Source organism: Paenibacillus sp. NPDC056722 (genome assembly GCF_042790635.1).
GTDB lineage: Bacteria > Bacillota > Bacilli > Paenibacillales > Paenibacillaceae > Paenibacillus_AQ > Paenibacillus_AQ agri.
The window spans coordinates 121,702-135,421 of record NZ_JBHTYV010000003.1; the positions used below are offsets into that span (position 1 = coordinate 121,702).

Sequence of the window (13,720 nt, forward strand, 5' to 3'; positions counted from 1 at the left end):
TGAATCATTTTATCGTCATACTCCTACTTTACCCATTTATAGCTCACTGGGCAATCTGCTCCCTGATATTCGCCAGGATCTTCTTCTCCAGCCTCGAAACCTGAACCTGAGAGATACCAAGGCGACTGGCGACCTCGGATTGCGTCTGATCCCGGTAGTAGCGCAGGTAGACGATCAGCCGCTCCCGCTCGCTCAAGGCTCCAATGGCCTCGCTGAGCGCCAGCTTATCGAACCAACGCTCCTGGGTCTCGTCGGCAATCTGGTCAATCAGGGTGATAGGATCACCATCGTTCTCGAAAACAGTCTCGTGAATCGAAGTCGGCGGCTTGTTGGCCTCTTGGGCAAACACGATTTCTTCCGGTGTTACACCCAATGCTTCGGCCACCTCGCCGATGGTCGGCAAGCGGTCCAACGTCTTGGACATTTCATCCTTCATCTTGCGCACCTTGTTGGCCATCTCCTTGAGAGAACGACTGACCTTCAGCGTGCCGTCGTCGCGTAAGAAGCGCTGAATCTCACCGATAATCATCGGCACGGCATAGGTAGAGAATTTGACCTCATAGCTGAGATCGAATTTATCAACGGACTTCAGGAGTCCGATACAACCGATCTGGAACAAATCGTCAGGCTCATATCCGCGGTTCATGAACCGCTGCACCACCGACCAGACCAGGCGGATATTGCAGCTTACGAGCGTGTCGCGGGCCAGGTTATCCCCGGCCTGACTAAGCGCGATAAGACGTTTGACCTCCGCATCGTCCAAATAGGTCGGCGGAGCTTTTTTAGCTTCAGCATCCATGGCTCCAACCCCTAATTGTATAAAGCTTTTTTCGAGACGATGGTTTTCTTCATTGTGATGGAGGTACCGCGCCCCGGTTCACTGGTTACTTCAAATTCATCCATGAAATTTTCCATAATGGTAAAGCCCATTCCCGACCGCTCCAGCTCCGGCTTGGAGGTATATAGCGGCTGCTGTGCCAGCTCCAGATCCTCAATCCCCCGTCCCTTGTCCTCAATGGTCAAGCGTACGGTCTCATTATCAATGGATGCCGAGATGCTGACAACACCACTGGGGTCACTGTCATACCCGTGGATAATGCAATTGGTGACGGCCTCCGACACAACGGTCTTCAGGTCATTCAGCTCATCCATCGTTGGATCCAGCCGGGAGACAAAAGCCGCCACCACCACACGTGCGAACGACTCATTCTCCGAGAGCGCAGCGAACTGCACATGCATGAAGTTACCGGCTTGGCTATTAGTCATAACGCAACCTCCAAATCCGAGAGTGCAGCGCTCTCGTCGTCATATAAGGGCATAATCTTGAACAGGCCCGACATTTCAAGCAACCGCTGTACGGGTGCGGTCGCATCGCATACCGCCATTTTGCCACCTTTAGCGCGAATCAGCTTGTACCTTCCCAGAATAACGCCAAGGCCCGAGCTGTCCATGAACTGCAAATGTTTGAGACTCAGCACCAGATGCTCGACCTGGCCCCGCATAATCGCTTCATCCATATCCATCCGTACATAATCGGCGGCGTGATGGTCCAGCTCCCCTGACAAACGGACAATCAGCACACCCCGGTGATGCTCCATTTCCACATTAGAATTCATGCTTGCCACTCTCCTCTTCGTTGCTTTGAAAAACTGCCCATGAACAGATTCACTTACTCACTCTTCACAGGACAAGGTTTTCTACGCGGCAAATCAGGAATCCTGCCTCCCGACAAAACTAGAAGAAAACCCCTATGAATCTACAGAATACATAGGGGGCATCTACAAAATGTACGGAATTAATCCGCGGTGAATAGCGACCCTGCCGTCCGCTTAAACAGCTTCCACCAGCCGGCCTTCGGCACGGCCTCGTCAGCCTTCAGTTCATATTCCTTGATCACACTAGTACCTTGGTATACGACCAGCTTACCGACAGTCTGTCCTTCAGCAACAGGCGCTTTAATACTCTCCGGCAGCACCAACTCGTGACGGATCCCCTCCTGAGTGACACCTTTTTTCAGCAAAACACTGTAGGCATCCTTAGCTGTAATCGGCAACGTCTTCTTCTCGCCCTTCTCAATGTTAAGCGTAGCGATGGTGTCACCAGCCTTGTGGATCGTATGCAGTTTATACTGCGAGAACAGGTAGTCGAACATGCCAGACACCTCGCTGTTACGGGTCTTCGTGTTCGGCTCGCCTAGCACAACGGCCACAGCACGCAACCCATCTCTAGCAGCTGTAGCGGACAGGCAGAATTTAGCCTCCGAGGTGTAGCCGGTCTTCAGACCGTCTGCTCCGGTGTAGAAGCGGACCAGTTTGTTCGTGTTCACGAGCCAGAACGGCTTAGACGAATCCTTGCGCAGATAATCCTGATAGGAGCCGGTATATTTAATAATCCGCTCATGCTTCAGCAGTTCCCGGCTCATCACGGCGATGTCATGGGCTGAGGAATAATGATTAGTCGCCGGAAGTCCATTACAGTTGGCGAAATGGGTATCCTTCAGTCCCAGTTCCTCCGCCCGCTTGTTCATCATATCGACAAAGGCACTCTCCGAGCCGGCCAGCTTCTCCGCCATCGCCACAGAAGCATCATTGCCGGAGGCCATAGCGATGCCTTTCAGCATCTCATCCACCGTCATTTCTTCACCCGGCTCCAGAAAAATCTGCGAGCCACCCATCGACGCCGCGTATTCACTTGTCCGAACCTTGTCATCAAGCTTCAGCCGGCCATCATCCAGCGCTTCTACCGTCAGCAGCATCGTCATAATCTTGGTGATGCTGGCCGGTGGCAGCTTGTCATGGCTGTTCTTCTCATAGATCACTGTACCGGTACCCGCATCCATCAGGATGGCGGAACGCGCTCCTGGCGCCAGGTCAACAGCGGCAGCTGCGCTGCCCTTCGCCTTACTTTTTTCCTCCGCAAAAACACCTGAGGCCGGACCCAGGGCCGCGGTACTGATACAGAATGCTAGCAGCAGAGCTGTCCAACGTTGTTTTCTCACAAAAGTCCCCTCCTGAACGTTAACCTTCATTTCACAGGTACTGTGTTCCAGTTTCGTCAGAAAGGGACATTAATATTCCATTTTGCAGGGAAAAAATCCGAATTATTTTCCGGCAGAAAACTATTTTTTTACAGCATGAATATAATGTACTGTCTCGAATGCAGACAAATAATCCGTCCTATTCTTAAATAGGAGTTTGTTCATCATTTCAGGTGATAGATGCTCTTTAATTTGTAATCCTGACTTTTCCAATATGCTTGTAATTTCATCATATGTAAATCCTGATTTCATCGGTTCCCCGCTTGCTTCAGCAAATTTCACCAGGTTTTCCACCCGATTAGACATTCCCTTTTCTTCAAAAAGTTTTTCAGTTGCATAATCAAACACAATAGAACTACCTGATGGGACATTTGCAAAAAAATGTTGTATCAAGGAAGCGTTCTCTTCTTTTGATAAATAGTATGTGACACCCAACAGGCTAAAGAACGTTTTCTCGTTTTCAAATCCTTCCTTTACTAAGCTCTGATGAGAAAATTCAGTAGTAAAGTCCATTGGTACAAAATAAAGATGATCAGGGATGTCGAATTCAGCAGCTGCCAGCTTTTTTTTCTTTAACACTTGTGTATCCGGATGATCAATTTCAAAGATCTTTAAACTGCTTTGTAATTCCGGAAACCGGAGTGCGAAAGTATCCAGGCCAGCGCCTAAGATGACATACTGCTTTAGGCCAGACTTCACTTCATTAAGTAATACTTTTTCACAATAGGCAGAGCGCGCTAGAGGTATTGAAGATACCTGAACTTGTGTAATCCATTTTAAAATTTGATCTGGTTCATCTTTAAACTTTTCTCCGATATCTTTATTAAAAAATTGTATACCGTCAATCAAATTTTTACTCATAGCTGAAAATTCCTCTTTGGAAATCAACTTATTTACAATAAAATCATCTACCACTTTCGGTGAATCATACCTGCTATGATACGCCCTACCAAAAGCTGATACTAAGGAAGTTAAACTAGCCCCATTTTGTTCTGAATCTGTTTCCACAGAAGCGTCTAATTCTTCAGGTATGTCGCTTTTACTATTGTATGTTCGGTCAAATGCTGAACCTAAAGCTGTTACGTTCGACTCCGTTGGTTTCAATACGTTTTCCTCCCCAAATTGAAAATGTTTTGGTAGATGTAAATACAACTAGATATCAATGATTAGACGCTCACTTATAGATTTATGAAATGGATTCGGTGCTAACGGCATTCTGGGCCGCTCCGCGTTCACTGTAGCTTACACCAGGGCGGCTTTTGCCACTGTGGCCGAGATAGAGTCTCGACAGCACTGGGAACCGGACAATCACCATAGCCAGAATTAGCGGAATGACCACTCCCACCAGCGTGAACGGCACCAGTCCATATTCCGTCCCCAGCAAATACTTCAGACCATAATTGATCGGCAAATGCAGATACATAATCGCAATCGTATTACGTCCCAGATCTCCCAGCCATTTCAGCGGCAGCAGTTTCGAGAGCCAGAACACCAAGGCACAAATCGTCAACGAAATGACTAGCGGAATGACCAGATCCAGCAGCAGCGCATCATATTGCTTGTATTTCATATTCAGACTGTAGCTGATTACCCCGGCATGGTCCAAATAGAACGCGGCTGCGCTAGCCAGTATGATGAACGGAACAATGACCAAACGTCCAATGATGGTCGGAATCGCCTTTTTCCCATAGTACCCGAGGGCATAATAAGTAATCGCCAGCAAGGACACATCGATGTTCCAAGGGAGATTGAAGTTCTTCAGGGAAGTCATAGAAATCACATGGGCAAGCAGATAACACGAGGCGATCAGGAGGAATTGGGTCATGCCGCGGAAACGGGTAATGTACCCGAAGATCAGTTGTGTAAACAACAGGCAGGTAATGAACCAAAACACACCGTAGGGACCGGTAAGTGACAGACCTCCGTAGAGCAGTCTGGCGATATTTTCGGCAAACCCCTTTAAATTAAGTGTAAACAAGAGCAGTACAGTCGTAATGAGTAATCCGTAGGCAAGATAGGGCGTCATCAGCCCCTTGGTCCGTTTCACTGCCCACCCAATGTAGCGTGCCGGGTCCACCGGCTTGAATACCATTCCGCTCAGCAAGAAGAACAACGGCATCCGAAACCAGGACAAATAATGATTGGCGAAGGCATCACCCGAATGTCCCATCACGACAAAAATAATACTTAGGCCTTTGGCCGCGTCAATCCACAGCTCCCGCCTTTTCTCCATACGCGCTCCAGCTCCTCACAGATATAGTCTCTTTTGAGAAAATAGTATAGGGGAGAGAAGTGATCATTTCAATTTTAAATGATTATTTCCTGAAACTTTCATGCTGAGGACCTAGAGCGAACGTCACCATTCCATAAAAAAATGGGCCATCCGTTGACCGGATGACCCAGAGTATTAACCCAAAAGCTGCTATCGTTCATTTTCCCTATAGGCATAGGTACAACAGTACCTCTTAATACCGTGTGACGCCGTCTTTAGTGACCAGAGCATAGACAAGCGGCGGTGGTACCACCGGGCTGGAAGAGATCCGGTAAGCTTCGATAACCTTGCTCTCAGCTTCAGCTACTTTGTCTTCTGCAGCATCGTTGACATGCAGAACCGCAAGCGTCTCGCCAGCCGCCACAGCATCGCCAACCTTCTTGGTCAGGTAAATGCCGACTGCAAGGTCGATCACCGATTCCTTCGTCTCACGTCCAGCGCCGAGCAGCATGGCAGCAATGCCGATTTCCTCAGCCTGAATGCCGTCCACATACCCTGCAGCAGCAGCCTTAACTTCGATCAGGCGTTTCGCTGCCGGGAGCTTGTCCGGGGATTCAATCTGCGTCACATCTCCGCTTTGCGCCACCACCATCTGCTTGAATTTCTCCAGCGCCGTACCGTCCGCGATGTGAGACTTTAAAATGGCCCGTGCTTCAGCCTCGTCGCGCGCCTTGCCGCCCAGCACCAGCATATGACTGCCCAGGATCAGGCTGACTTCTTCCAGATCCTTCGGACCTTGGCCCTTGAGGGTCTCGATGCCCTCCTTGATCTCCAGCGCGTTGCCGATGCCATAGCCCAGTGGCTGGTCCATGTCGCTGATGACCGCTACCGTGTTGCGACCGAGATGTGTACCGATATCAACCATAGCCTGTGCCAGCGCAATGGAATCATCCAGCGTCTTCATGAAGGCTCCGCTGCCGGTCTTGACATCGAGCACGATGGCATCGGCTCCAGCGGCGATCTTCTTGCTCATGACGGAGCTCGCGATGAGCGGAATGGACTCTACCGTAGCAGTGACGTCACGGAGCGCATACAGCTTCTTGTCGGCAGGCGTAATATTGCCCGACTGGCCGATGACAGCGGCGCCGATTTCGCCGACCTGGGCGAAGAAGCGCTCGCGGTCCATCTCCACAGAGAAGCCGGAGATGGACTCCAGCTTGTCGATGGTCCCGCCGGTATGGCCGAGGCCGCGCCCCGACATTTTCGCAACGGGTACACCTGCAGCTGCAACAAGCGGTGCCAGAACTACCGTCGTCTTATCGCCGACACCACCAGTGGAGTGCTTGTCTACCTTGATTCCTGCGATCGGACTAAGATCTACCTGATCACCAGACTTGGCCATCTCCAGCGTCAAATCTCCGGTCTCCCGGGCATTCATCCCTTGGAAGTATACCGCCATCGCCCAAGCCGAAATCTGATAATCCGGGATATCGCCACGGCTGTAGCCTTGAATCAGATATGCAATCTCTTCGCTGCTAAGCTCGCCGCCATCTCTTTTCTTCTGAATAATGTCTACTGCTCTCATCCTGTAACCTCCACTTGGAATGCGGGATAGATAATAAAGTCCACAGATGTAGCTTGTGACTACATGTTTGGAATAAAGCCCAGTACCAGCTTCAAGAAGCTCTCGCGTACGCGCTCAGCTGTCTCCATAACTTCGCCATGATCAAGTGGCTGATCGAGAATTCCGGCCGCCATATTGGTGATACAGGAAATGCCCAGCACTTCAATACCTGCATGACGGGCAACAATCGTCTCAGATACAGTGGACATACCCACGGCATCAGCACCAAGCGCGCGCAGCATTCTGATCTCTGCTGGCGTCTCATAGCAAGGTCCGAGAACTCCGGCATATACGCCTTCCTTGAACTCGAAGTTCTGTGCTGCAGCCGCTTCTTTGGCTACCTTGATGAGGCGTGGGCTATATGCGGTTGACATATCCGGGAAGCGTACGCCAAGTGCTGAGTCGTTCGGCCCGATTAGCGGGTTGCGTCCAGTGAGGTTCAGGTGGTCGGTGAGCAGCATCAGATCGCCTGGCGCGTATTCCGTATTCACTCCGCCCGCAGCATTAGTCACCAGCAAGCTGGTTACACCAAGCTCCTTCATCACACGTACCGGGAATGCTGTTGTTTCCGGTCCATACCCTTCATACATGTGGAAGCGACCCTTCATCATTACTACACGGCGGCCTTCGATCGTACCGATCAGCAGCTCTCCCTCATGTCCTTCTACTGTGGACACCGGGAAGTGTGGAATTTCATTATACGGAATCGAGATCCCGTCTTTGATCAGGTCAGCCAGTACGCCAAGACCCGAACCGAGAATCAAACCGATTTCTGGTGCTACCGTGCTTTTTTCCTTAATGTAAATTGCGGTTTCTTGAATCTGATTTTGGCTAACTACGGTCATTGTCATTTCCCCCTTGAAGTTGGTAAAGCAGTTGTAATCTTTTGTTTCTATTGCAATTCTGCCAGGAAGCTTGTCCCATACTTCGGTGCCTTGGCCCCGAAATTATCAGCAATGGTCGCCGCAACATCAGAGAAGGTATGGCGAATGCCCAGACTGCCCGGAGCTGTCAGCGCTGGACTGTAAATAAGCAGCGGTACATACTCACGGGTATGGTCCGTTCCGGCATGAATCGGATCATTACCGTGGTCGGCCGAAATAATCAGCAGGTCATCCTCGCCCAGTGTAGCAATAATCTCTGGCAATGCTTTGTCGAACACCTCAAGCGCCCGTCCGTAACCTTCCGGGTCGCGGCGATGTCCGTACAGGGAGTCGAAATCTACGAGATTGGTGAACAGCAATCCATTGAATGGTTTGCGCAGCTCTTCGATAGTAACCTCAATCCCATGCTCGTTGCTCTTCGTCGGATAAGAAGCGGTAACCCCTTCTCCTGTGAAAATATCGTTGATCTTGCCTACGGCGATGACATCCTTGCCAATATCCTCGAGCGCATTCATCACGGTCGGCTCTGGTGGTTTCACCGCATAGTCGTGGCGATTCGGCGTACGGACAAAATTCCCTGGCTCACCCACATATGGGCGGGCAATTACACGGCCTACGGAGAACTCGGGAGCCATGGTCAACTCACGGGCGATTTTGCAAGCTGCGTACAGCTCCTCAAGCGGAATGATATCCTCATGTGCGGCAAGCTGGAACACGCTGTCTGCCGAGGTGTAAACAATCCAAGCCCCTGTCTTCATCTGCTCTTCCCCGTACTCCACCAGAATATCAGTACCAGAGGCTGGCTTGTTCCCGATCACCTTGCGGCCAGTTGCCTGCTCGAATTTCTCGATCAGCTCTGCCGGGAAGCCATCCGGATACACATTGAACGGCACCTCAATCTTGAGTCCCATCAGCTCCCAGTGGCCAGTCATGGTGTCCTTGCCTACAGATACCTCTTGCATTTTACCGTAATATCCGGTCGGTGCCTCTACTGGTGCAAGCGGTGGAAGCGGAGCGATGTTAGCTAACCCAAGCTTCTGCAGATTAGGCAGCTTCAAGCCAGGCACCCGTTCCAAAATATGTCCAAGCGTATGGGAACCAGCATCGCCAAAGCCTGCTGCATCCGGCGCTTCGCCGATCCCTACACTGTCAAGAACTATAAAGCCAATCCGTTTAAATGAGGACATGACCGTCTCACTCCTTCGTTATCTGACTGATTTGATTGCTCTATCCAACAGGAAGAAACGGTTGTACCGCCACTATAAGGACTGTATCCGTTCTTCGTGAAAAGAGGGCCGCCGGCTCTTCCCGGAAGGCCTATCTTTTCAGTATGATTCCATCATACCCATATTACTCATAAAAAGCATCTTTGGCCTCTTGTCCCAATGCTCTTGGATGATGCTGCTCATAGACTTCCTTCATATTCTTGCGGGCTATGCCGCTATAGATTTGAGTCGTCGAAATATCTGCATGTCCAAGCATCTGCTGCACGGAGCGCAGATCCGCACCACCCTCCAGCAGATGGGCTGCGAAGGAATGACGCAGGGTGTGTGGCGTAATGTCTTGCTCAATATGGGCTTCACGCGCATATTTCTTGATGACCTTCCAGAAGCCCTGCCGGGTCAAGCGTCCACCCAAACTGTTCAAGAATAATGCCGGCTCCTCCCGATGATGCCGGAGCAGCTTGTCCCGCATATCGGCAGTATACACCGCTACTGCCTCCGCAGCGATCACGCCAATAGGGACCACTCGCTCCTTACCGGAGGTTCCTGTGCAGCGGGCAAATTTCATGCCGGTATGCACATCGCCGACATCCAGAGAGATCAACTCGGACACACGGATCCCTGTTGCGTAGAGTAACTCCAGCATAGCTTTATCACGCATTCCCTGAGGGGTACTCTGATCAGGCGCTGCCAGCAGCTTCTCAATCTCCGCCACTGTCAGTATCATCGGCGGCTTCTTATCCGGCTTGATGGATTCCATCTCCAGCGTCGGGTCCTGAAACATCAATTGTTCCTTCATTAAGTAATGAAAAAAAGCGCGGAGCGACACTGTATTCCGGTTCACTGTCGAGGCAGCCTTGCCTGCCGCGCCCAGTGAGCCGAGATATAGCATAACCAGCGGCTTTCTGATCTCATCCAGTGATGCTGCGCCCCGCCCTTCCGCAAAATCCAGAAATTGCGACACATCCCGCCCGTAGGATTCCAGCGTATTCGCTGACAAACCTTTATCCCTGGACAAATAAAGCATAAAGGGCTGCAAGTGTGACCTCATCTCATTCACGCTCCTGTCTAACGCAGCTACGCTTGTGGCAGTCTGCCTATCCTTGGCATGACTTTCAAATGATGCTATCAGGAAGGACTCAGCCAGATTATGCCCAAGCTCACCTTAGCTTCATTCGACATGGTTCAACCTATTTCCTGCTTTCATTCGGTCGCTCTTACTCGCCGTACCAGTAATAATAACGCAGGCGCTCCCCCGCTTTCATTCCTTCACTGCCATAGTAGGCATCATGAAAGGCCCGGACCGCGGTGCCCTCCGGGATATCTTGTTGCTCCATCGGGTTGATCCACTCGCCAATGAAGCTCATGACATGATAAAGCAAATAGCTCAGCAGCACAAACATAAGCAGAAAATACATCCGCCGCACCGTTTTGGGCAAAGAAACAATCACAAATATTCCCCCTCCACGCTATTAACAAGAATCAGGCCTTCTATGACCCAACAAAATAGGCCCGTCCTTCAACTTATGCGATGGAATGGAACGTTATGTATCTTACACCTGATTCGAGAAAACCGGCACATTCATTCAAAAAGCTCTCCCCGGCCATCTAGCCGTGGGAGAGCTTTGTGCGGTAACTCTTCATCTATAATCTTGCTTAGGACGGCTCGCCGTCCGTATTGTTCTTGTCCTTGCAGCGATGACATATCCCATGAAAGTCAAGTCTGTGATCAAGCACTGAGAAATTGTACTCTTTCTCCAGGCGCTCTTCTAACGGACCCAACCAATCCTCACGGATCTCGTCCATACTGCCGCATTGCACGCAGATTAGATGGTGATGATGATGCTTCGCCGTATCTGTGCGCAGGTCGTATCTTGCTACGCCGTCACCGAAGTTAATCTTCTCTACGACATGAAGCTCGCTGAGCAGTTCCAGGGTACGATATACAGTCGCCAGACCGATCTCGGGAGCCTTCTCCTTGACGAGCATGAACACGTCCTCAGCGCTTAGATGATCCTCTTCATTCTCCAGCAGCACTCTTAAGGTCGCTTCCCGTTGGGGTGTAAGCTTGTATCCTTGGGATTGTAGCTGTTGCTTGATTTTATCTATCCGGGCTTCCACCTGTCTCCCTCCCCCTTGGAAAATTAACCACACCGGGCTTCAAACCACTTCTTTTATTATAGGGGGAGTCGCTTTGAGAAGTCAAACGGTTTTAATGAACAGTTAATAGCGACAGGGCTTGTACGAGCGATGGAGTGACCCAGCGCATCATCACAGGGGTGACCCAGCTCTCAAAGGAAGCAACGCCTAGAATCAGCAGGGCCATAACAAAGGACAGCAAGGTGTACATGGCAAAAGGACGGGTAATCGGCGTCCGGGTCCGGCCTAGCACTCTGCTCCTGATCATTAAAAGGGAGAAGGCAATCGCGGCGGCACTGGTTACCAACAGGACCGGGATCAGCACCAAGTTGTGCGGTGCCACCGAGACCAGTGCGAACAATAGACCATGCCAGGAGTATTGACTCACCAGGCAGCCTACAGTGAAACCAATCAGCACCCCTTTGAGAAAATCAAGAATGAGAATGCCCGGCAGGCCGATGACGGACAAGCCCAGAATCCAGATCAGACCCACCCATTTGAGATGTAGGGCAGCGATATTCCAGAACGACTCCTGTGCGCCCGGCAGCCCTTGCTGGTCTACGGTGACAAAGAAGTTCCCCAGATAGTCACCCAGTTCCTGCTGCTGGTCCATCGTCAACGCACTCACAATCAGAGCGCCGAAGACCACCCCTACTAGAAACAATACGGCGACAAAAATATAAAGAGGCGTCTGCTCCTTCATCATCAGCCTTAAATTACGCATCGGGATGTGCTCCTTTCTGGTGTATGTTACACCATATGAGACAACATCCACTTCTATGACTTGTCCTTAGGCTGTGATAGATCCGGGGGTACCCGCGTACCTAAGCTACTTGCCTTCCCGGACGACCTTGCCGTAGGTTCCTCCGCCACCTGCTGACAATGCAAGTGTACCCGAGCGGGCAGCGACAATGCTTGACGCCAAATCAGTCCCCGCCACTGCGGCGATCTCGTCCTCCCGGGCGGCATGCAAAATATTCATCTCCGTCCCGAACGCGTCCAGCAGAAGCTTCATCTTGGCTTTGCCAAGCCCCGGAATAAATTCAAGCGGCACCTGATAATGGTACGGCGGCCGATATTCTGGCACCTGCGGTGTCTGGCGGTCGGCAATGTCCATAACTCGATCCAGCACACCTTTCACCAGTTTGAGACTCCCGCAGTAAGGACAGCGCTCTGAGGTGGCATAGGCTTCATCAATGATGCTGCCGCAGCCGGCGCAGTACGTCCGGTGGTACTTACCGAGCCGCGGGTTAAGCCCATAATTGGCGCTCACGCTTCGCCCATCCTTCCGTTCCAAGGCCAGACGCAGCTCTGCAAACGAGGGATTGGCCAGCTCCAGTGCGTTATACTCCCGGCCGATTTTGCCCAGAGAGTGAGCGTCAGAGTTGGTCAGAAAGGTGTACGGGTCTAGCTCCGATAGATAACCAGCCATCTCCGAGTCCGCGCTCAGCCCCAGCTCCACGGCCGCAATACGCTCCAAATCAAAAATGTCGGCCATCCGCTCGGCAGAACATCCATATAATCCTTTGTGCGGTGTGAAAATATGGGCCGGAATCAAGATTCCGCCCCGTTCGTAAATCTCGTCCTGCAGCACCTGAGCCGGTGTATACAAACGCTGAGAGCTGAGATTCACATTGGTCATGTGATGGCTCATCCAGTGGCTAAAATCCGCCATGGTCTCTATGTCTGGCATAAAAGCCAAGACATGACACTCTTTTCGCCCCGGCTCACGAATTTCGATCTCTGAACCCAGCAGGATGGTGGTCCCGCGGTAAGCGATCCCTCCACCTTCGGCCTCCGTCATCTCGCCCGAGTCCAGTGCACTCCGAATGTCACGCTGCACACCCGGAGAGTGGCAATCGATGATTCCGATCAGTTCGATGCCCTTGCGTTCAGCGGCCTCCTTGGCAATATTCGCAAAAGTGAGATTGCGGCTACCGCTTATTTTGACAGGCTGACCTTCCGAAGTCCTCCCGATATGGACATGCAGGTCACCATAATAGGTCTTTAGTTCCGGTGTTAGTGCCATTGTCCGGTCAGCGTATACAGATGCCAGGCGTACACGGCCATCATCGTTTTGGCGTCGGCAATACGTCCGTCCGCAATATATTGATACGCTTCCTCCAGTGTCAGCTCCGATACCTCCAGAAACTCATCCTCATCCAAAGCCATCTCTCCAACCTGAGCATTCTCTGTGACATACAGATGAATGATTTCGTCAGCAAAGCCAGGTGAAGTGTAGAACGACTTCAGATGCTTCAGATCGCCGCTATGAAAGCCTGTCTCTTCTTGTAACTCCCGGTGCGCTGCCGTCAGTGGATCTTCACCCGGGTCCAGCTTGCCTGCCGGAATCTCGACCTCGGTCCGAAGCATCGGCTGCCGGTACTGTTCCACCACCAGCAGCTTGTTATTGTTCAGTGCCAGCACTGCAACAGCGCCAGGATGCTTCACGACCTCACGGGTCGCAGTATTTCCATCCGGCAGTTGGACCGTATCCACCTGCAGGGTAATAATCTTCCCATCAAAAATCGGCTGAGTGGACAAGGTTACTTCATCCAGGGCCGGATTGCTGTGTCTTTTTTGATTTTCCATCACATTCTG

15 protein-coding genes are annotated in these 13,720 nt (G+C 51.2%); all 15 read right to left on the reverse strand.

Annotated features, from left to right (window positions below; genetic code table 11):
* Nucleotides 1–43: 43 nt before the first annotated feature.
* The 15 genes from sigF to ACFRAM_RS09185 all read right to left on the reverse strand — a co-directional run bounded on the left by sigF (nucleotide 44) and on the right by ACFRAM_RS09185 (nucleotide 13,711).
* Nucleotides 44–799, reverse strand: coding sequence for an RNA polymerase sporulation sigma factor SigF (sigF, locus tag ACFRAM_RS09115; RefSeq protein WP_066363542.1), 756 nt, complete (start codon nucleotides 797–799; stop codon nucleotides 44–46).
* Nucleotides 800–810: 11 nt separating this feature from the next.
* Nucleotides 811–1,266 carry an anti-sigma F factor gene (gene spoIIAB, locus ACFRAM_RS09120; protein WP_175373784.1) on the reverse strand — a complete coding sequence of 152 codons (456 nt, stop codon included), beginning with the start codon at nucleotides 1,264–1,266 and terminating at the stop codon, nucleotides 811–813.
* The gene (gene spoIIAA / locus ACFRAM_RS09125) at nucleotides 1,263–1,616 is read right to left on the reverse strand and encodes an anti-sigma F factor antagonist (RefSeq protein WP_175373785.1); all 354 of its coding nucleotides are present in this window, start codon (nucleotides 1,614–1,616) and stop codon (nucleotides 1,263–1,265) included. Before spoIIAA ends, spoIIAB begins: the two co-directional genes overlap by 4 nt.
* A 179-nt stretch (nucleotides 1,617–1,795) precedes the next feature.
* Nucleotides 1,796–2,998, reverse strand: coding sequence for a D-alanyl-D-alanine carboxypeptidase family protein (locus ACFRAM_RS09130; RefSeq protein ID WP_379465623.1), 1,203 nt, complete (start codon nucleotides 2,996–2,998; stop codon nucleotides 1,796–1,798).
* 120 nt (nucleotides 2,999–3,118) lie between these two features.
* Nucleotides 3,119–4,045 carry a class I SAM-dependent methyltransferase gene (locus tag ACFRAM_RS09135; RefSeq protein WP_379465934.1) on the reverse strand — a complete coding sequence of 309 codons (927 nt, stop codon included), beginning with the start codon at nucleotides 4,043–4,045 and terminating at the stop codon, nucleotides 3,119–3,121.
* Between the two features lie 178 nt (nucleotides 4,046–4,223).
* Complete coding sequence (locus ACFRAM_RS09140) at nucleotides 4,224–5,270, reverse strand: acyltransferase family protein (protein WP_379465624.1); 1,047 nt, start codon at nucleotides 5,268–5,270, stop codon at nucleotides 4,224–4,226.
* A 232-nt stretch (nucleotides 5,271–5,502) separates the two neighbouring features.
* Nucleotides 5,503–6,834 carry a pyrimidine-nucleoside phosphorylase gene (locus ACFRAM_RS09145; protein WP_379465625.1) on the reverse strand — a complete coding sequence of 444 codons (1,332 nt, stop codon included), beginning with the start codon at nucleotides 6,832–6,834 and terminating at the stop codon, nucleotides 5,503–5,505.
* A gap of 59 nt (nucleotides 6,835–6,893) precedes the next feature.
* On the reverse strand, nucleotides 6,894–7,718 hold the full coding sequence (locus ACFRAM_RS09150) for a purine-nucleoside phosphorylase (protein ID WP_379465626.1): 825 nt from the start codon (nucleotides 7,716–7,718) through the stop codon (nucleotides 6,894–6,896).
* A gap of 47 nt (nucleotides 7,719–7,765) precedes the next feature.
* A complete protein-coding gene (gene deoB / locus ACFRAM_RS09155) occupies nucleotides 7,766–8,944 on the reverse strand; it encodes a phosphopentomutase (protein WP_175373790.1) in 1,179 nt (392 codons plus the stop codon).
* 163 nt (nucleotides 8,945–9,107) lie between these two features.
* The gene (xerD, locus tag ACFRAM_RS09160; RefSeq protein WP_175373791.1) at nucleotides 9,108–10,031 is read right to left on the reverse strand and encodes a site-specific tyrosine recombinase XerD; all 924 of its coding nucleotides are present in this window, start codon (nucleotides 10,029–10,031) and stop codon (nucleotides 9,108–9,110) included.
* Nucleotides 10,032–10,197: 166 nt separating this feature from the next.
* Nucleotides 10,198–10,431, reverse strand: coding sequence for a DUF4227 family protein (locus ACFRAM_RS09165; RefSeq protein WP_175373792.1), 234 nt, complete (start codon nucleotides 10,429–10,431; stop codon nucleotides 10,198–10,200).
* Between the two features lie 205 nt (nucleotides 10,432–10,636).
* Complete coding sequence (gene fur / locus ACFRAM_RS09170; RefSeq protein ID WP_066363568.1) at nucleotides 10,637–11,101, reverse strand: ferric iron uptake transcriptional regulator; 465 nt, start codon at nucleotides 11,099–11,101, stop codon at nucleotides 10,637–10,639.
* A 91-nt stretch (nucleotides 11,102–11,192) separates the two neighbouring features.
* Complete coding sequence (gene spoIIM / locus ACFRAM_RS09175; protein WP_379465627.1) at nucleotides 11,193–11,843, reverse strand: stage II sporulation protein M; 651 nt, start codon at nucleotides 11,841–11,843, stop codon at nucleotides 11,193–11,195.
* A 105-nt stretch (nucleotides 11,844–11,948) separates the two neighbouring features.
* Nucleotides 11,949–13,148 (reverse strand): endonuclease Q family protein, encoded by a 1,200-nt coding sequence (locus ACFRAM_RS09180; protein ID WP_379465628.1) that lies wholly within the window; start codon nucleotides 13,146–13,148, stop codon nucleotides 11,949–11,951.
* A complete protein-coding gene (locus tag ACFRAM_RS09185; protein WP_083205011.1) occupies nucleotides 13,139–13,711 on the reverse strand; it encodes an NUDIX hydrolase in 573 nt (190 codons plus the stop codon). Before ACFRAM_RS09185 ends, ACFRAM_RS09180 begins: the two co-directional genes overlap by 10 nt.
* Nucleotides 13,712–13,720 lie beyond the last annotated feature (9 nt).

What these genes read in the sequence shown, in the direction of transcription:
- sigF (WP_066363542.1), bottom strand. Translation starts at nt 799, where the DNA reads ATGGATGCTGAAGCTAAAAAAGCTCCGCCGACCTATTTGGACGATGCG.
- spoIIAB (WP_175373784.1), bottom strand. Translation starts at nt 1,266, where the DNA reads ATGACTAATAGCCAAGCCGGTAACTTCATGCATGTGCAGTTCGCTGCG.
- spoIIAA (WP_175373785.1), bottom strand. Translation starts at nt 1,616, where the DNA reads ATGAATTCTAATGTGGAAATGGAGCATCACCGGGGTGTGCTGATTGTC.
- ACFRAM_RS09140 (WP_379465624.1), bottom strand. Translation starts at nt 5,270, where the DNA reads ATGGAGAAAAGGCGGGAGCTGTGGATTGACGCGGCCAAAGGCCTAAGT.
- ACFRAM_RS09145 (WP_379465625.1), bottom strand. Translation starts at nt 6,834, where the DNA reads ATGAGAGCAGTAGACATTATTCAGAAGAAAAGAGATGGCGGCGAGCTT.
- ACFRAM_RS09150 (WP_379465626.1), bottom strand. Translation starts at nt 7,718, where the DNA reads ATGACCGTAGTTAGCCAAAATCAGATTCAAGAAACCGCAATTTACATT.
- deoB (WP_175373790.1), bottom strand. Translation starts at nt 8,944, where the DNA reads ATGTCCTCATTTAAACGGATTGGCTTTATAGTTCTTGACAGTGTAGGG.
- xerD (WP_175373791.1), bottom strand. Translation starts at nt 10,031, where the DNA reads ATGAGGTCACACTTGCAGCCCTTTATGCTTTATTTGTCCAGGGATAAA.
- spoIIM (WP_379465627.1), bottom strand. Translation starts at nt 11,843, where the DNA reads ATGCGTAATTTAAGGCTGATGATGAAGGAGCAGACGCCTCTTTATATT.
- ACFRAM_RS09180 (WP_379465628.1), bottom strand. Translation starts at nt 13,148, where the DNA reads ATGGCACTAACACCGGAACTAAAGACCTATTATGGTGACCTGCATGTC.
- ACFRAM_RS09185 (WP_083205011.1), bottom strand. Translation starts at nt 13,711, where the DNA reads ATGGAAAATCAAAAAAGACACAGCAATCCGGCCCTGGATGAAGTAACC.